This is a genomic window from Silvibacterium sp. (genome assembly GCF_047605705.1).
GTDB lineage: Bacteria > Acidobacteriota > Terriglobia > Terriglobales > Acidobacteriaceae > Silvibacterium.
The window spans coordinates 1-16935 of the sequence record NZ_JASGFD010000017.1 but is presented as its reverse complement, the minus strand read 5'-3'; the positions used below and the strand labels follow the sequence as shown (position 1 = coordinate 16935).

15 protein-coding genes are annotated in these 16935 nt (G+C 62.0%); 7 read left to right on the top strand and 8 right to left on the bottom strand.

Going from position 1 to position 16935, the window contains the following annotated elements; translation table 11 throughout:
- Window positions 1-29 precede the first annotated feature (29 nt).
- Together QM649_RS08275 and queD are read right to left on the bottom strand one after the other, a co-directional pair.
- Window positions 30-710 (bottom strand): 7-carboxy-7-deazaguanine synthase QueE, encoded by a 681-nt coding sequence (locus QM649_RS08275; protein ID WP_415198554.1) that lies wholly within the window; start codon window positions 708-710, stop codon window positions 30-32.
- A 15-nt stretch (window positions 711-725) separates the two neighbouring features.
- A complete protein-coding gene (queD, locus tag QM649_RS08270) occupies window positions 726-1103 on the bottom strand; it encodes a 6-carboxytetrahydropterin synthase QueD (RefSeq protein ID WP_415198553.1) in 378 nt (125 codons plus the stop codon).
- Between the two features lie 168 nt (window positions 1104-1271).
- On the opposite strand from queD, the gene QM649_RS08265 reads away from it, so the two are divergent.
- Window positions 1272-2153, top strand: coding sequence for a hypothetical protein (locus QM649_RS08265; protein ID WP_415198552.1), 882 nt, complete (start codon window positions 1272-1274; stop codon window positions 2151-2153).
- Here QM649_RS08265 and QM649_RS08260 read toward each other — a convergent pair.
- The 4 genes from QM649_RS08260 to QM649_RS08245 form a co-directional block, all read right to left on the bottom strand.
- Window positions 2150-2401, bottom strand: a complete 252-nt coding sequence (locus QM649_RS08260) for a hypothetical protein (protein ID WP_415198551.1) — start codon at window positions 2399-2401, stop codon at window positions 2150-2152. The two genes, QM649_RS08265 and QM649_RS08260, sit on opposite strands and share 4 nt — an antisense overlap.
- A 319-nt stretch (window positions 2402-2720) precedes the next feature.
- Window positions 2721-3827 carry a hypothetical protein gene (locus QM649_RS08255; protein WP_415198550.1) on the bottom strand — a complete coding sequence of 369 codons (1107 nt, stop codon included), beginning with the start codon at window positions 3825-3827 and terminating at the stop codon, window positions 2721-2723.
- A 112-nt stretch (window positions 3828-3939) separates the two neighbouring features.
- Window positions 3940-4539, bottom strand: coding sequence for a DNA-3-methyladenine glycosylase I (locus tag QM649_RS08250; protein WP_415198549.1), 600 nt, complete (start codon window positions 4537-4539; stop codon window positions 3940-3942).
- Window positions 4540-4547: 8 nt separating this feature from the next.
- Window positions 4548-6533, bottom strand: coding sequence for an ATP-dependent DNA helicase (locus QM649_RS08245; protein WP_415198548.1), 1986 nt, complete (start codon window positions 6531-6533; stop codon window positions 4548-4550).
- A 154-nt stretch (window positions 6534-6687) separates the two neighbouring features.
- Between QM649_RS08245 and der the strand changes: the two genes are divergently transcribed.
- From der to QM649_RS08220, 5 genes are all read left to right on the top strand, one after another.
- Window positions 6688-8226, top strand: coding sequence for a ribosome biogenesis GTPase Der (gene der / locus QM649_RS08240; protein ID WP_415198547.1), 1539 nt, complete (start codon window positions 6688-6690; stop codon window positions 8224-8226).
- Between the two features lie 97 nt (window positions 8227-8323).
- Window positions 8324-9664: a methylenetetrahydrofolate--tRNA-(uracil(54)-C(5))-methyltransferase (FADH(2)-oxidizing) TrmFO gene (trmFO, locus tag QM649_RS08235; protein WP_415198546.1), complete on the top strand. Its 1341-nt coding sequence runs from the start codon at window positions 8324-8326 to the stop codon at window positions 9662-9664.
- Window positions 9665-9826: 162 nt separating this feature from the next.
- Complete coding sequence (locus QM649_RS08230; RefSeq protein WP_415198545.1) at window positions 9827-10819, top strand: substrate-binding domain-containing protein; 993 nt, start codon at window positions 9827-9829, stop codon at window positions 10817-10819.
- Between the two features lie 259 nt (window positions 10820-11078).
- The gene (gene queC / locus QM649_RS08225) at window positions 11079-11771 is read left to right on the top strand and encodes a 7-cyano-7-deazaguanine synthase QueC (protein WP_415198544.1); all 693 of its coding nucleotides are present in this window, start codon (window positions 11079-11081) and stop codon (window positions 11769-11771) included.
- A 118-nt stretch (window positions 11772-11889) separates the two neighbouring features.
- Window positions 11890-13002 (top strand): carboxypeptidase regulatory-like domain-containing protein, encoded by a 1113-nt coding sequence (locus tag QM649_RS08220; protein WP_415198543.1) that lies wholly within the window; start codon window positions 11890-11892, stop codon window positions 13000-13002.
- 344 nt (window positions 13003-13346) lie between these two features.
- On the opposite strand, the gene egtD is transcribed toward QM649_RS08220, so the two are convergent.
- Together egtD and egtB are read right to left on the bottom strand one after the other, a co-directional pair.
- The gene (gene egtD / locus QM649_RS08215) at window positions 13347-14324 is read right to left on the bottom strand and encodes an L-histidine N(alpha)-methyltransferase (protein WP_415198542.1); all 978 of its coding nucleotides are present in this window, start codon (window positions 14322-14324) and stop codon (window positions 13347-13349) included.
- Between the two features lie 59 nt (window positions 14325-14383).
- Window positions 14384-15703 (bottom strand): ergothioneine biosynthesis protein EgtB, encoded by a 1320-nt coding sequence (gene egtB, locus QM649_RS08210; RefSeq protein WP_415198541.1) that lies wholly within the window; start codon window positions 15701-15703, stop codon window positions 14384-14386.
- A gap of 380 nt (window positions 15704-16083) precedes the next feature.
- Between egtB and QM649_RS08205 the strand changes: the two genes are divergently transcribed.
- The gene (locus QM649_RS08205; RefSeq protein ID WP_415198540.1) at window positions 16084-16863 is read left to right on the top strand and encodes a DUF5666 domain-containing protein; all 780 of its coding nucleotides are present in this window, start codon (window positions 16084-16086) and stop codon (window positions 16861-16863) included.
- Window positions 16864-16935: the final 72 nt, after the last annotated feature.

The window sequence follows — 16935 nt, the reverse complement described above, 5'->3', positions numbered from 1 at the left end:
CCGAAGGCGAAAGGCCTGGACGGCCAGCCCTAGACGCCTTTCTTCTGCGGCTCCCAGATGTACTTATGAATCTGCAGGCTCAGCCGCGCGTTGAGACCGTCCTCGAGCATCCACGTCACCAGCTCCCGCGGATCGAGCACGCAGTTCGCCGTCGACCGCTCGGGCGAAGGCGTCTTCGAGAAGGCGGGCGACAGCAGCAGCTGCCCCACACGGCCTTCAAGTGAGTTGGTCCGGATGAAGTCGCGGGCATACTCGTAGTCGGCGCGATCGGAGATGACGAACTTCAGCTCGTCGCGCAGGGTCAGCGAGGAGAGATTCGGCCGATGGAAACGGTTCATCTCTCCGGAGCCCGGGCACTTTACGTCGACGATCTTGTGCACGGCCTCGGGCACGTTCACCACCGGGCGCTCGCCGCTGGTCTCGATCATCAGCTCATAGCCCTCGGCCAGCAGCCGCTTCATCAGGGGCACCACTTCACGCTCCTGCAACAGCGGCTCGCCGCCGGTGAACTCCACCAGCTTTACGGGCGCGAGTTTGCGGATCTCGGCCATCACCTCGTCCTCGGTCAACTTGTAACCGCCGGTGAAGGTGTATTCCGAGTCGCACCAGGAGCAACGCAGATTGCAGCCCGCCAGGCGCACAAAGATGCATGGCACGCCGGCAAAGCTCGACTCGCCCTGGACGGACTTGTAGATCTCGATCAGGTACAAGGCCTACTCCCAGGGCTACTCGTAGTACGTCGCGGTGGTGGTGTCGGTCTCGTAGATGGTGCAGTCCTTCACCGTGACGCGGCCCTTGGTCAGCTCGTGGAGCTGGCTCTTGGTCTCGTCATAGAAATACTTGGCGAGATTCTCAGCCGAGGGATTGATCTCGGTGAAGGGCTCGAGGTCGTTCAGCATCTGATGATCCAGGCGATCGAGGACCGGGCGCATCACTTCTTTGAGGATCTTGAAATCCAGCAGCAGGCCGGAGACGTCCAGCGTCTCGCCGCGCAGGGTGACCTGAACCTTGTAATTGTGTCCGTGCGGGTTTTCGCACTTGCCGCGATAGTTCCTGAGGTAGTGGCCCGAGGAAAACTCGCGCTCAACTCTAACTTCGTACATTGCTTTTTGTGGCTCTCTGGGGCAAAACGGCCCTTTTTCTATTGTAGCCGGTCAGGCGGGCGGGGTGGATTTGGGCTGAATGGCAGGCCCATTTGCGATATGCTTCCGTGACCGGAAAGCCAGACGGCTCAACGCTGCACACTGCAAGCATGATTGGGGGAGGTACCTATGCCCACTGTGGTTTGGGCCATGATGGCCGCAGGGCTATCCGTACTGATCGCCGGACTGTTTCTTGCCCGCCGGCGCTTTCACGGCGCTTCTGGCCTGGATCGCATCCTGGTTCTCGGGCCGGTCTTTGAAGCTGTCGCTCTCGCCATGTTCGCAGCGGAGCATTTCTTCGCGGCGCGCGACCTCATGGGCATTGTGCCTCGCTGGCTGCCTGCGCCGCTCTTCTGGACCTATCTGGTCGGCATCGCGCTGCTGGCCGCAGCTGTAAGCTTCATCGCATGGCGGCAGGTGCAGCTCTCCGCTCCCCTGCTCGCATTGTTTTTCCTCATCATTGTCGCCACCCTCGATCTGCCGAATTTGCCGCAGCACTTCGCTCCGCATCTCCGGGACCGCCTCTACTGGACGCTTACCCTCCGCGAAACGGCCTTTGCCTGCGGAGCATGGGTGCTGACAGCCAGCCTCCTGCCACGCGGAAGCAAACTGCGTATTGCGCTCGCATACGCAGGCCGAGGAGTTGTGGCGCCGATCTGCGTTTTTTATGCAGTCGAGCACTTTCTCTTTCCGCAATTCGTACCCGGTGTGCCGCTCGAGAAGTTGACGCCCGCGTGGGTGCCCTGGCCACATGTGCTTGCGTGCGTGATCGGGGCTCCCCTGCTCTTCTGCGGAATCGGGCTGCTCATTCCACGCACCGTGCGCGCCGCAGCGGCCTTCACCGGCACCATACTCGTGCTGCTGACACTGCTCTTCTACGTCCCCATCTTCGTGACAGAAGCGCACACCTCGCTCGCGCTCGAAGGGCTCAATTATGTAGGGGATACTCTGCTGTTCGCGGCTACTCTGCTACTCGCAGGGCTGGGCACGGGGACCGAGGCACAAGCCTAACGCCGCTTCGCTCGCTCGCGCCGCCTCTGCTCTTCATTCCGCCGCTCCACCTGCTCGAACATCGCGGTCATCATGCCGCAGAGCGCGACGACGAGGCCGCCCACCAGCAGAAACAGCGACACCGTCTTCCAGAGCGATCCGTTCCCCGGCAGCCCCGGCTGGCTGGAGCCGCCCAGAAACACAGCGGCACACGAGATGGCGGAGAAGAGAACGAGCGTAGCAGCGAGGATGTAGAGGTTGCGAGCCATGGTGAGCAGAGTGGAGCAGCGATGATGCTATCCGATCCTGCACATCTTTATCCAAGACTGTCATGCCGACCGAAGCGACCAGAGGAGGCTCAGTGGAGGACCCTGCAGTTCCCGCTCCCCACTCAAGCCAACACCGGGCTTGAATGGGCCAGCCGAACCATCGTTAGCCCTGTGATTCGGACCGAAGCGGAGGAACTTGCGGTTCTCGTATCGAGCGAGGATTCGGGTGCCCCACCCAAGCTCCGCTTGGGTGGGAAGGATAACCCGCAGGTCTCTCCGCTCCGGTCGAGATGACGATGCTCTTCGGAAAGGCGAGCCGTTAGTTCTCGCGCTGGATGTTCACCTTGTTGTCATGGAACCGGTTCGACGTCTCCGCATCCGCGTTGAGCCTACCGTTCTGCAGCACGCGGATACCGGCGACCGCATTGTTGCCGATCTCGGAGTCCGACACCTTCGCGCCTGCGTTTACACCGATGCAGACACCGCCGCTGATCGAACTATCCTGCCCGGCGTATTGGATCGTCGCATGACTTACCACGTTCTTCGCGCTGTTCGACTCGAAGTAGAGCCCAGTCCAGAAGCCCGGCGTCTCGTCCGCTCCGGTGAAGACAATCGGCTTATCCGGCGTGCCTTCCGCGCTCAGGCTGCCGTCCTGCGTCACATCAATGCCGACATTCGATTCGAACTCAAGCTTCGCGCCCGGCTCAATCGTTAAATGGCTCTTGATCTCCGGACTGCATGCGAAGTGATACGGCACAGCCAGTGCACGCCATGTCGCATCGTCGCTCACAACACACTCGTTGAAGTAGACCAGCACATAGTTTTTCTTATTGTTCGCGAAGGTTGTCGCCGGATCGATCATCGCAAGATCCGCGGCCTTCACACGCAGCGGCGTGCCGGTGTTCTCGAAGTGATTCGCCTCGAACTTCGCGAGGATGCCGCGCTGGTCCACATTCAGCCCAAAGCCCTCGGCATTGCGCACCGTGGTGTGATCCATCGCCAGGCGAGCGGCAACGCCGACCATCACCGCGCCGGAGTCAGCCCCTGCCTCGCCGACATCTTCGACGGTGACATAGCTCAGCTGATTTTTCGAACTATTGGTTTGGAAATGCAGACCTCTCCAGAAGCCGGGCGTGTGATCCTTGCCCTCAATCACGATGGGCTTGTCGGCGGTGCCAATGGCCGTCAGCGTGCCGTCATTCTCGAACGAAAGCGTAGAGCCGGAGCCAACGACGATATGCACACCCGGCTCAACCGTGATGTGACCGCCGATGGTGACAAAGCCGCTGACCGCATAGCAGGGCTCGGAGAGCGTGATGTCATCCTTCAGTTGATGTTCCGTGAGTGCGTGGCAGGATGGGGGAGTCTTCTTCGCCTGCGCGGGCGTGGCCGCGAGGAGACCGGAAAGCAGAATCGCAGAAAACATCGTGGGACGTGGGTTCCTTTCGATATTCGGATGCGTACGGCTTCCAAGTTCGCGTGGAAGCCCTTCCAAGGCTAGCATTTGAAATCGAAATATCGGATGAACAGGCAACCACTTATCTTTTCTGCTTGCGCGCCTTCATCACCTGCGCGCGAATCACGCAATCCTCCACGTGATCGTTGATGAGACCCATGGCCTGCATCAGCGCGAACATCGTCGTCGGGCCGACGAACTTCCATCCCAGCTTCTTGAGATCCTTCGACAAGGCAATCGACTCGGCTGAAGTCGTCAGCGTCTGCGGCTTCGCGAGGTTCGCAGGTGTCGGCTCATAGCGCCAGAAGAACTTAGCAAGTGAACCTTCGCGCTCGACCATCTCTCGCGCGCATTTGGCATTGTGGATCGCTGCTTCGATCTTGCCGCGATGCCGGATGATGCCTTCGTCCTGCAGCAGCCGCTCCACATCCTTCTGCGTGAAGCGTGCCACCTTGTCGAAATCGAATCCGCGAAAGGCCTTGCGGAAGTTTTCGCGTTTATTCAGGATGGTGCGCCAGCTCAGACCGGACTGGAAGCCTTCGAGCACGAGCTTCTCAAACAACCGCACATCGTCATGAACAGGAAATCCCCATTCCGTATCGTGATAGCTGAGGAACTCGGGCGCGCTCATGCACCACGCGCAGCGCAGCTTTCCATCTTCCCCGGCAATGGCTTTCGACATAGGTTTCTCTATTCTTCCTTGGCGAAAAAGTCTTCCACATCCGACCACTCATGCGTCACGCGGTAAGGCGGCAGACTGTCGATAAAGACCTTGCCATAACGCTGACGCTGCAGGCGCGGATCGAGCAGCATGAGCACACCGCGATCTTCCAGCGAGCGAATGAGCCGGCCGAAGCCCTGCTTCAGCGTGATGACTGCGGACGGCACCTGGTACTCGAAGAATGGGCTGCCACCGCGATCCTCGACCGCGCGCATGCGAGCCTGCACCACCGGATCACTGGGCACGGCAAAGGGCAGCCTGTCGATAATGACGCAGCTCAGCGCGTCGCCCTGCACGTCCACGCCCTGCCAGAAGCTCGATGTGCCGAAGAGCACGGCATTCGGCGTGTTGCGGAACTCCTCGAGCAGAGCCTTGCGCGGCGCGGTGCCCTGTAACAAGAGTGGATAGCCCACCTGCGGCAGCAGCCGCTCATAGAGATCGCGCATCTGCGCGTAGCTGGTGAAGAGGCAGAAGGCGCGGCCCTCGGTGATCTCGAGCATGCGGCGGATATGCCGCGCCGCCTCTTCCTGAAAGTTGGGATCGCGCGGATCGGGCATGCGCGGCGGCAGAAAAAGCACCGCCTGCTCGGAATACTTGTAGTGCGAGGGCACCACCATCTCGCGCGCCTCGCGCAGCCCCAGTCGCTTTTCCATGTGCTCGAAGCCACCGGCCACAGTGAGCGTCGCCGAGGTCAGCACCACCGTCGGAAAGTTCTCGAAGAGCAGCTGGTTCAGGATGCCCGAGACATCGATCGGCGTGGCCTGGATATGAGTCGAGAGCGAGGCAGCATGCGCACCTCCGCGTCCTCTGCGCTCCAGCCAGAAAACAGTATTCTTGTCTTCCGACTCGAACAAATACTTCAACTGCTCACGAATATCCGCGGTGCGCCGCTTGAGCGGCTGCGCCTCTTCCGCGCCGCGCACGCGCTCCAGCTCCCCTTCCAGCCGGTGCAGCCCGTTGAGCACGCCCATGTAGAGGTCGCCATGCTCTTCGAGAAAGCCTTCGCGGTCCGTGAACTGCATCCGGCCTTCGTGCCCGGCGCCGCGAGGCAGCGTCGAGAAGAAGAGCCGGGCGCGCTCGCGCAATGTCTGAGCGGCGCTGGTGATACCCGCCGAGAGCGCATCCTTCGAGCGCAGCAGCGTCTCCAGGTCGCGCACCAGTTCTTCAAAACGAATATTGCTCAGGTTGATGCCGAAGTAGCCCGAAGCCACGTCTTCGAGCTCATGCGCCTCGTCAAAGATCACGATGCCCGCATCCGGCAGCACGCCCGCATCTGGCGCAGCCTTCGCCTGCTGGCGGATGGCGAGGTCGGCGAAAAAGAGATGGTGGTTGACGATGACGATATCGCTCTCAGCCGCCTTGCGCCGCATCTCGGTGATGAAACAGCGCTGGTAGTCCGGGCACGTCTGCCCCAGGCAGGCCTCGCCGCGCGCATCGAGTTTCGGCCACAGCTGGCTCGTCTCCGGAAGGCCATCGATCTCCGCGCGGTCTCCGGTCTCGGTCGTCTTCTCCCACTCAGCAATGGCCTGGTACTGCGCAATCTCCTCGAGGCCCGTGAGAATGGGCTGGCTGCGCAGCGCGAAGAGCTTATGGCGGCAGAGATAATTCGCGCGCCCTTTCATGTAGCAGGTCTGCAGCGGGCCGAGCAGCGACTCGAGGAACGGAATGTCCTTGAAGAAAAGCTGCTCCTGCAGGTTCTTCGTGCCGGTCGAGATCACCACGCGGCGGCCTGAACGCAGCGCCGGCAGCAGATAGGCGAGCGTCTTGCCCGTGCCCGTGCCCGCTTCGACGATGAGGTGTCGGCTCTCCTCGATAGCGCGCTCGACGGCCTGCGCCATTTCGAGCTGGCCTTTGCGGAACTCGTACGGCAGCGGCGAACGCGAAAGCACCCCGCCCGGCGCGAAAAAGTCATAGAGCGACGGCAGCTTGTGCGTGGATTGGAGAGTGGGCGACACGGTCTTTACAGGATATCGCCTGCGAGGGCGTGCAAAATCGGCCCGCTGACGGCTCACGATAGAATAAAAGATTGCCGAGCTTTCGCGAGGACTTACGTCTTCTGTCACGCGGCACCATATTTACCCGGCGATTCCTGCCGCAGACGAGACACTCTTGAACCAGAAAAAGACCCGCCGACCGACACAGAAGGGCCGCAGCCGCGGACCGCACTCCGCCACGACTGCCTTTTCGCAGGACAGCTCGCAGCCCACCTTCGCCATCGTGGGGCGGCCGAACGTCGGCAAGTCGACGCTCTTCAACCGGCTCACCGGCACACGCCGCTCCATCGTGGGCGACGAGCCCGGCATCACCCGCGACCGCATCTATGGCGAGGTCGAGTGGGAGGGCAAGACCGCACGCCTGGTTGACACGGGCGGCATCGTCCCCGACGACGAAGCGTTGATTCCCTCCGAAATTTATCGCCAGGCGAAGGTCGGCATCGAGGAAGCGCAGGCCATCGTCATGGTCGTGGACGGCCGCACCGAGCTGGCTGCGCCCGATCTCGAGCTCTCGCGCATCCTGCTGCGCTCCGGCAAGCCGCTCTTCCTCGCGGTGAACAAGATCGACACCGAGGCGCTCGACGCGGGTGCGGAGAACTTCCGCCAGCTCGGCATCCACAACCTGATTGCGATCTCTGCCGAACACGGCCATAACATCGGCGACCTGCTTGACGAGGTCTTCGCTGTGCTCAAGTTCCCCACCGAAGAGGAAGAAGAGCAGAAGCCGTTTGAAGAGGAACCGGAAGAGGGTTCGGAAGAGAAGGCGCAGTCGCTGCATCGCACGCACGGCGAATATGAGCAGCACGAAACGCGCATCGCGATTATCGGCCGCCCCAATGTCGGCAAGTCGACGCTGCTCAATGCCGTCACCGGCACCTCTCGCGCCATCGTCTCGCCTATCGCGGGGACCACGCGCGATGCCGTCGATGAGGTCATCGAGTACAAGGACAAGACGCTGCGCATCATCGACACGGCCGGCATCCGCCGCAAGGGCAAGACGCACGAGATGGCGGAGAAGCTCTCAGTCATCATGTCGCGCCGCCACCTCGAGGCTGCCGACGTTTCGCTACTCATGATCGACGCGACCGAAGGCGTCACCGCATCGGACGCGACCATCGGCGGCTACGCGCACGAGAGCGGCCGCTCGGTCGTGATCGTGGTGAACAAGTGGGACCTCGTCACCACCAACCGCACTGACGGCAAGCCTGCCGCCGACCGCAAGGTCTTCGAAGAGCAGCTGCGCTACCACCTCAAGTATCTGAACTACGCGCCGGTGGTCTTCCTTTCGGCTGCCGCTGCGATCGAGCGCGCAGAAAAGGGCCAGGAGAGCCGCGACATCCAGCACCTGCTCGACACCGCGATCCGCGTGGCGGAAGAGCGCCGCAAGCGCGTCTCCACCGGCCAGATGAATCGCTTCCTGGAGCAGATCGACTTCCAGCGCGCCGGTGTGCCGCTCTCGAAGAAAATGCGCATCTTCTACATGACGCAGGCCGCGGTCGCGCCGCCGACCTTCGTGCTTTTCACTGACCGCGACGTGAAGCTGCACTTCTCCTTCGAGCGCTTCCTCGAAAACCAGATTCGCGCCTCCTTCGGCTTTGAAGGATCGCCCATCTGGTTCAAGATCAAGCCGCGAAACAAGAAGAACGAAGACTAGCCGCACCTGCGCGCGCAGGGCCTGCGTCGGCTCAATGCTGATCGCCCTGCACAGCGAAACAGATCCGGCCCGGAGCGGCCGTGAAGAAGGCAGAAGTATGAAGATTCGTGTGATTGGCGGCGGCCTTGCCGGACCGGAAGCGGCGTTGACCGCCGCGCGGCTGGGCTGCGAAGTGGAACTTTACGAAATGCGGCCGGTGAAGCCTACGCCCGCGCATCAGACATCCGATTTCGGCGAGCTCGTGTGCTCGAACTCGCTCAAGTCCGAGAGTGAAAACACCGCGCCCTGGCTGCTCAAGGCGGAGATGCGCCGCGCCGGCTCCGTGCTGTTGAAGTGCGCCGATGCGAGCGCCGTGCCCGCCGGCCATGCGCTCGCCGTCGATCGCGTGGAGTTCTCGCGCCTCATCGAGAAGGCCATCGCCGACGAGCCAAAGATTAAAGTCATCCGCGAAGAAGTCACGCAGCTTGATCCTGCCGATGGCATCACGATCATCGCCAGCGGCCCGCTCACGTCGTCGGCGCTCTCCGCTGAGATCGCACGCCTTACCGGCAGCGAGCACCTCGCCTTCTACGACTCGATCAGCCCTATCGTCGAGACCGACTCGATCGACAAGGACCGCGTGTATTTTGCCGCGCGCTGGGACAAGGGCACGGCCGATTACATCAACTGCCCGATGAACAAGGAAGAGTACGACGCCTTCTACGATGCGCTCGTCTCCGCGGAACAGGTGAAGGAAAAGGAGTGGGAGAAGCTCGACTACTTCGAGGGCTGCCTGCCGATTGAAGAGCTGGCCCGGCGCGGCCGCGACACGCTGCGCTTCGGCCCGATGAAGCCCGTGGGCCTGCGCGATCCGCGTACCGGCAAGACGCCCTGGGCCGTCGTCCAGCTGCGCTGTGAGAACCTGCGCGCCGACAGCTACAACCTCGTCGGCTTCCAGAATCACCTCAAGTACGGCGAACAGGCGCGCATCCTGCGCATGATTCCGGGCCTCGAGAATGCGAAGTTCCTGCGCTACGGACAGATTCATCGCAACACCTATATCCAGGCACCGAAGGTGCTCACCGAGACGCTGCAGATGAAGGAGCATCCGTCGATCTTCTTCGCCGGGCAGATCTCCGGCGTGGAGGGCTACACCGAGTCGATCGCCACCGGTCTGCTCGCCGGAATCTTCGCTGCGTCCTACGCCGCGGGCAAAACAGCGGAACCAGCGCCGCGCCCTTCCGCGCTCGGCTCACTGGTGCACTACATCACGCACTACGAGGGCAAACACTTCGATCCGGCGAACATTACCTTCGACCTGATTCCGCCGCTCGAAGAGGAGCTGCGCAAGAAGATCCGCGACAAGAAGGAGCGGCACCGCATCCAGTGCGAGCGCGGGCTTACTGCCTTTGACGGCTGGCTCGCCGGCATTCCGCAACTGTCCGCCGCCGGCGCATAATCTTTCACCGCATGCGAAGCGGCGGCACTTCACTCCCGGCACAGCAACCAGCTCTGCACCGGATGGAGTAGAATTCCGCCGCGCTTCGCTGCGCAGACCGACCCGCTCTGCTGCGTACTCTCCGAGCCGGCCACAGCCTGGCGTTTCTCGTGGGAGGATCCTATGCACATAGCTCTCCGCGCAGGGATGGTTTCCGTTTTCTTCACCCTGCTCCTGCTCGACGGTTGCAGCCGCCACTCCAGCAATGAAACCTACTACCTCGTATCGAACAACCTGAATTTGCCGTACTGGAAGACAGCGGCGACGGGATTTGAGAAGGCTGCCGCGGAATATCACGTGACCGCAAAGGTCGTCGGCCCGGATAACTACGACGCCGCGGCCGAATCGCAGGCCTTCGACCAGGCCGCAGCCACAAAACCGGCCGGCATTCTCGTCTCCGTGGCCGACGCCTCCTCCATGCAGTCGCAAATCGATACAGCACTGGCCCGCGGCATCCCCGTCATCACCATGGATTCGGATGCACCGCACAGCCATCGCATCTTCTTCATCGGAACGAACAACCGAGAGGCTGGCCATCTGGGCGGACAGCGCGTCGTGGACAAACTCGGCGGCAAGGGAAACGTGGTCTTCTTCACCATGCCCGGCCAGCCCAACCTCGATGAGCGCCTGAACGGCTACATGGAAATCTTCGCCGACCACCCGGGTATCAAGGTGGCGGAGATCTTCAACATCAAAGGCGACTCCGGCAATGCCATGGACAAGACGCCGCAGTACCTGGCGCAAACCGGAGCCAATAAAATCGACGCCTTCATCTGCCTCGAAGCCTCGGCCGGAAAGGATGTGGCGGAGATTCTCCAGCGACAGCACGCGACTGACCGACTGCTGATCGCCATGGACGTGGACCCGGACACACTCGACCTAATCAAAAAGGGCGTCATCGATGCGACCATCGCACAGAAGCCCTACACCATGGCGTATTACGGACTCAAAGCGCTCGACGATCTGTACCACTCCCAGCTGAAAGGCTTGGGATCGGACTACGCGGTGGATACGTTCTCACCCGTGCCGGTCTTCGTCGATACGGGAACGGCTCGTGTAGACAAGGACAACGTGGACATCTACGCCGCATCCGCTTCGGAGGCCACACAGCCCTAGAACCTGTCATCCCGACAGAAGCGCAGCCAACGGCAGAGCGGAGTAGAGGGGCCTGCGGTTCTTCGCCTGTGACCGGCGGAAACCGCAGGTTTCTCCGCTCCGCAGTGCCAGAAAATGGTCCCGCTCCGGTCGAAATGACAACTTCGGGTTGTTGCCAGGTGCGAGATGCAGGCCGCTCTGCATGTAATGGGGACTGCGAAGCGCAAAAGGTCCGGAGGCCAGTCCCGCGCAACTGCGGCTCGCGATAGCATAGAGGGTTATGGCCTCCACCCGCGATCGCGCCGTCGTCTGTCTCTCGGGGGGCATGGATTCGGTGGTCTGCGCAGCTCTTACCGCGCGCGACTACGACGCCTATGCCCTGCACTTCAGCTATGGTCAGCGGACCGAGGAGCGCGAGCTGAAAAGCGCCCGCTCGGTGGCTGAAACCCTGGGTTTCAAGGATTTCCTGCACGTGAAATTCGATTTCTTCCGCCGGATCGGCGGTTCGGCGCTGACCGACGACTCGATCGACGTGCCTAAGGCTTCGGCCGAGGAGCCCATCGGCGAATCGGTGCCTGTCACCTACGTGCCCTTCCGCAACGCGCACTTTCTTTCGGCGGCGGTGAGCTGGGCCGAGGTGCTGGGCGCCCGCACTATCGTCATCGGCGCCGTCGAGCAGGACAGCTCCGGCTATCCGGACTGCCGGCCGGCCTATTATGAGGCCTTCCAGACCCTTATCGAGCGCGGAACGAAGGAGGGAGACATCAAAGTTGCCACTCCGCTCATCCATATGCGCAAGAAGGAGATCGTGGCGCTGGGCCTTGAACTGAACGCTCCGTTCCATTTAACGTGGTCCTGCTACTCGGGCGCCGAAGCGGCGTGCGGAGAGTGTGACAGTTGTGTGCTCCGCCTGCGCGCCTTTCGCGAAGCAGGCCTCAGCGACCCGATTCCCTACGCCAGCGGCAAAGGATAGGCTCTCCGGGCAGGCAAGCCGGAGAATGAAGATCAGCGAACAGGGTTCGGACCCCACCTGCCGCAGGATGCGGCGCGGGGACCAAGCGCTCAGCAAGTACCCAAGGAGATCAAAAAGTATGGGAACGAAGATTACCAGCAGCAAAAGCCTCCGGCTGGCCCTTGGGCTGGCTCTTACCGCCGCTCCTTTTGCGACGCACTCCGCTTTCGCGCAGGAGACCGGTAAGCTGCACGGTCACGCGGTCGACCCCGTGGGTGTCGTGATCGCGAACTCGAAGGTGGAAGTGAGCACCGACGGCAAGACCGCCAAGTACACCTTTACCACCGATGCGAACGGCAACTACACCGGTGATGGCATCGCCCCGGGCACCTACATTGTGACCCTGGACAACGATCAGGGTAAGCCGATCGACCAGTTCCAGAACGTGAAGATCACCGCCGGCGCCGACACCGCGCAGGACTTCGACCTCGGCCGTCCTGAGTACGTCGCGAAGATGTCGCCCGAGCAGCGCAAGCAGCTCGAAGAGGTGAAGGCCAAGAATGCCACCGCGATGAAGGAAAACGGCGTCATCAAGAACCTGAACGCCGACCTGAAGACCGCGCGTGACGACAATCGCGACAAGAACTACGCCGCGGCCGACGAACTGATGACCAAGGACACCGCCGCCAAGCCGGATGCCGCTGTCCTGTGGGTAGAGCTGGGCGTAGCGCAGAAGGGCGAGAAGAAGCTGCCTGAAGCCGAGACCTCACTCAAGAAGGCTGTCGAGCTCGACAACGCGGGTGGCAAGCCGAACCCGGATATCGAAGCCGCTGCCAACGACGCGCTGGGCGAAGTGCTCGCCTCCGAAGGCAAGATTCCCGATGCGCAGGCAGCCTATGACGCCGCCGCCAAGGCTGCCGCGACCAAGGATCCGAAGTCTGCGTTCATGCACTACCAGAACGAGGCCATCATGATGGACCGCGCAGGCAACGTCGACGCCACCGTCGAGGCCGCCGACAAGGCTATCGCCGCCGATCCGAACCAGCCGATTCCCTACTACCTGAAGGGCAAGGCGCTCATCAACAAGGCCACCGTCGATCCGAAGACCCAGAAGATCGTCGCGCCTCCGGGCTGCGCCGACGCCTACCAGAAGTACCTGGAGCTGGCGCCGAACGGTCCCTTCGCCGCGGATGCGAAGAACATCCTCGACTCGCTCGGCGAAAAGGTCCAGAGCCGCTACAAGGCCAAGTAACCTCTTTGCAGCAGACCACACAAAAGCCGCCCTTCTGGGGCGGCTTTTGTGCGTCTGCTGCTGAGTATAGGGTGGGTAGAGAAATGGCGGGTGGCCCATGCAAGCCCGGGTTTGGCTTGAGTGGGGAAGCAACAATCCGCATCCTCACATGTTTGAAGAGAACCGCAGGTTTCTCCACTGCGCGAAACAAAAACGTCTCGCTACGGTCGGAATGACAGATGATTTTGTTCTTTGCGAGACCTGCCTCATGGCCCGGGTATCCCACGTCTCGATTCTGAGACGTGGGATACCTACATCGGATCGCGACCAACGGGAGCGGTGGCCGAAGGCGATTCGCGCAGCAGCTACACGGCCGTCGCCAGATAAACCCCGAACCACTGCTGCGGATCGCTCCAGCAGCGGGTCATGGCGAAGCCGGCTCGCTCCACGATCGACGCAATCGATTCCGGCGTGAATTTGTAACTGTTCTCGGTATGAATTGTTTCGCCGCGCGCGAAGCGCACTTCGAGTTCGAGCGCGGGAATCGAAACGGTCTGCGCAACGAGGCTCTCCAGGTGCATCTCGATGCGCGACTGATCTTCATTCCAGCGCGCGCGATGACGGAAGCTCATCGGATTGAAGTTTGCACCCAGCTCGCGGTTGATGCGCGTAAGCACGTTCTTGTTGAACGCGGCGGTCACGCCCGCTGCATCGTCATAGGCGGGGATAAGAACCGAAGCATCCTTCGCGCGATCCGCTCCCAGCAGCAGCCGGTCGCCCGGCGCGAGAATGCGGCGCACTTCGCGGAGAACGCCGACTGCGTCAGAGGGCTCGAAGTTGCCGATGCTCGAACCGATGTACAGCACCAGCCTGCGGCCCACGCAATCGATCGGCGCAACGCCCTGCGTGTAGTCGCCGACACGCGATTCCACGCGCACGCCGGAGATCCCAGCCTGGATATGCTGTTCCGCCGCGGCAAGCGCCGATTCCGAAACATCGATGGGGTAATAATCGACCACGCCCTGCATCCGGATCGCGGCGCGCAGCAGCAGGCCGGTCTTGGTCGCTGTGCCTGCGCCCAGTTCGATCATTGTCAGCGGCGCGCCATCCGAGGCGGCGGCGATAATCTCGTCGCCGCGCTCACTGAAAATGCTGCGCTCGGTGCGCGTGAGGTAATACTCCGGCAGATCGGTAATGGCTTCGAAGAGCTCCGAACCGGCCTGATCGTAGAAGAGCCAGGGGCAAAGCGTCTTGGGCCTGGCGGTGAGGCCGCGATAGACCTCGGAACCCACGGGCGTACAGGCGGCTTCCGGCAAGGAGAGTATCGGCGATGCAGCATTCATGCAGGGGACCCGGCTTTCGGTTGGTCTTTCGGCTTTAAGAAAACAAGCGGAGAAGCTTACTAGCGATTGGCCAGACGAAAACCCGCAAACTGCCAGCGGGTGGCTGGTGAAAAGAAGTTTCGATAGGTGGAGCGGATGTGGCTGGCCGGAGTCACGGCAGAACCGCCGCGCAACACCATCTGGTTGCACATGAATTTGCCGTTGTATTCACCAAGCGCGCCCGGCTCGGCGGCATACCCCGGATAGCCGAGATACGCGCTGGCCGTCCACTCCCACAGGTCGCCGTGCATCTGCTGGAGGCCCCCACCTGCGCTCGCAGGCATGGGATGAAGATCGCCGGACTCGAGGAAGTTGCCCATCGCCCGCGCCTCCGCGGAGACCGTCTCTGCCGCAGCCTCCCACTCCTGTTCGGTCGGCAGACGCTTGCCGGCCCAGCGGGCGAAGGCCTCGGCCTCGAAGTAGCTCACGTGGCAGACCGGCGTGGCCAGCATCGCCGAGAGCGGCATGGCGCCGGCGAGCGAGAACAGCTGCCATTCGCCGTTCTCGCCGTGGAACCAGTAGAGCGGCGCGCTCCAGCCCTGCGCTTTTACCGTCTCCCAGCCCTCCGAGAGCCACAGCTCCGGCCTCTGATAGCCGCCATCTCGCATGAAATCGAGATACTCGCCGCACGTGACCAGGCGGGAGGCCAGCGTGTAGGGCCGCAGATAGTGCTTGTGGCGGGGCAGTTCATTGTCGAAGGAGAAACTTTCGTCCGCATGGCCGATCTCGACCAGGCCACCGGAGAAGTCGATCCACTCCACGGCTGGAGACTTGGTCGCAGGCTTCAGCGCTTCGGAGCGATACGAGGCATGCAGCGGATTCACCCAGAAGGCGTTCTTCACGTCGTAGGCCAGCAGCTCCTGGTGCTGCTGCTCATGGTGAACGCCGATGATGATACGGCGCACCGCTTCCGGATCCGGCGAGCCCGCAAGCAGGCTCTCGATGCCGGCGTCCACATGGCCGCGATACGCGCGGATCTCGTCGAGCGAGGGCCGAGAGAAGCAGGCACGCAGCTTCTTGAGCGGCTGGTCAGAGACGGAATTGTAGTAGCTATTGAAGAGCCAGACGAAATCAGGATGGAAAGGATGGTAGCCGTCGAGGTAGGGCGTAAGAACGAAGGTCTCAAAGAACCATGTGGTATGGGCCAGATGCCATTTAACCGGACTGGCTTCAGGACACGACTGGACCATCATGTCCTCGGGAGTCAGCGGCAGGCAGAGTGCTTCCGTCTGCTGCCGCACGCTACAGAAAAACTCGAGGAGCGCTGCCTGCGAGGATACGACGCCTGTCCGGGACTGCATAGACAGGGTCTCGGCGACCGGGCTTACCGTTGCATGCATGGCGTGCTTACCTTCCTGATGGCTGGCCGGGCGCGCGACGTGCGGCTCCGGAGTGGAAAGAATCGGGCAACACCCTGCCCGGCGATCGTTCTTAACGCGATGATGGGTCGAGATATTCTCTGTATGAGAACAGGACGGGCACCGAAACGTTGCCAGAGCCCTGTTCAGCGGACACAAATGGCCGTTTCCCTAAAGATGCGCGGAACAGAGCAACGGGTTCCGTGGATATTCGTGGCCTGGAGCCCATGACAAACGTTGGGGGCCTGTCTCAAACTTCCTGCGCACAGCACATTGCGTCTTCCCGGCTGCCGATGGCGTCTATCGTGCAGCTTCTCAGCGCTTCCACATCCCCGAGACTGTACCAGAAAGGAACGCTCGTCGTGACCAGATTTCGCAAATTCCTCCCCCTGTCCCTGCTCGCGCTGCTGGTCGGGGCTCTTCCCGCGCTGGGGCAGGATGGCCCGCCTCAGGGTGGGCCCGGTGGTGGACCGGGAGGCGGTCCCGGTGGCATGGGCATGATGCAGGCCTTCCAGGACCACGGCGTACAGGGCACGGTGACCGCGATCAATGGATCGAAGCTGACCGTGAAGACCGAGGACGGAGCCAGCTGGACAATCGAAACCGGCCCTAACACGCGCGTCCGCAGGGACCGTCAGCAGATCCAGCTGACCGACCTCCACGCGGGCGACGTCGTCGGAGCCTTCGGCGACAAAGACGACAAGGCGAAGGATCTCGGCGCTATCGCCGTCATGGTCATCAGCAAGGAACAGCAGGAGCAGATCGAGAAGGCGAAGGCTGACTTCGGCAAGACCTGGACCATGGGCGTCGTGCAGACGATCGTCGACACGAAGATCACCGTCAAACGCCCGGATAACGCCGTGCAGATCATCGTCGTCGACGAGAACACCTCCTTCCGCAAGCGGCGCGATGACATCACCCTGGCCGACATCAAGGTAGGCGACAACGTGACCGCGCGCGGCGCATTGCAGGGTGCAGACTTCCTCGCAAAGACCCTGAACGTCGGCGGCCCTGGCGGTCCCGGCGGACCGGGTGGCCCACGCGGCGACCGCGGGCCAGGCAATGGTCCTGTGAACAGTCAGGGCAGCAACTCGGGAGACGCACCCGCAAACACCAATCCTCCGCAGAATCCCAACCTCTAAGAACAGGCCAATGAAGCAGCGACTTCTTCCCACGATTGCTCTGCTCGCCGAGGCTGCCAGAGGAGACACGGC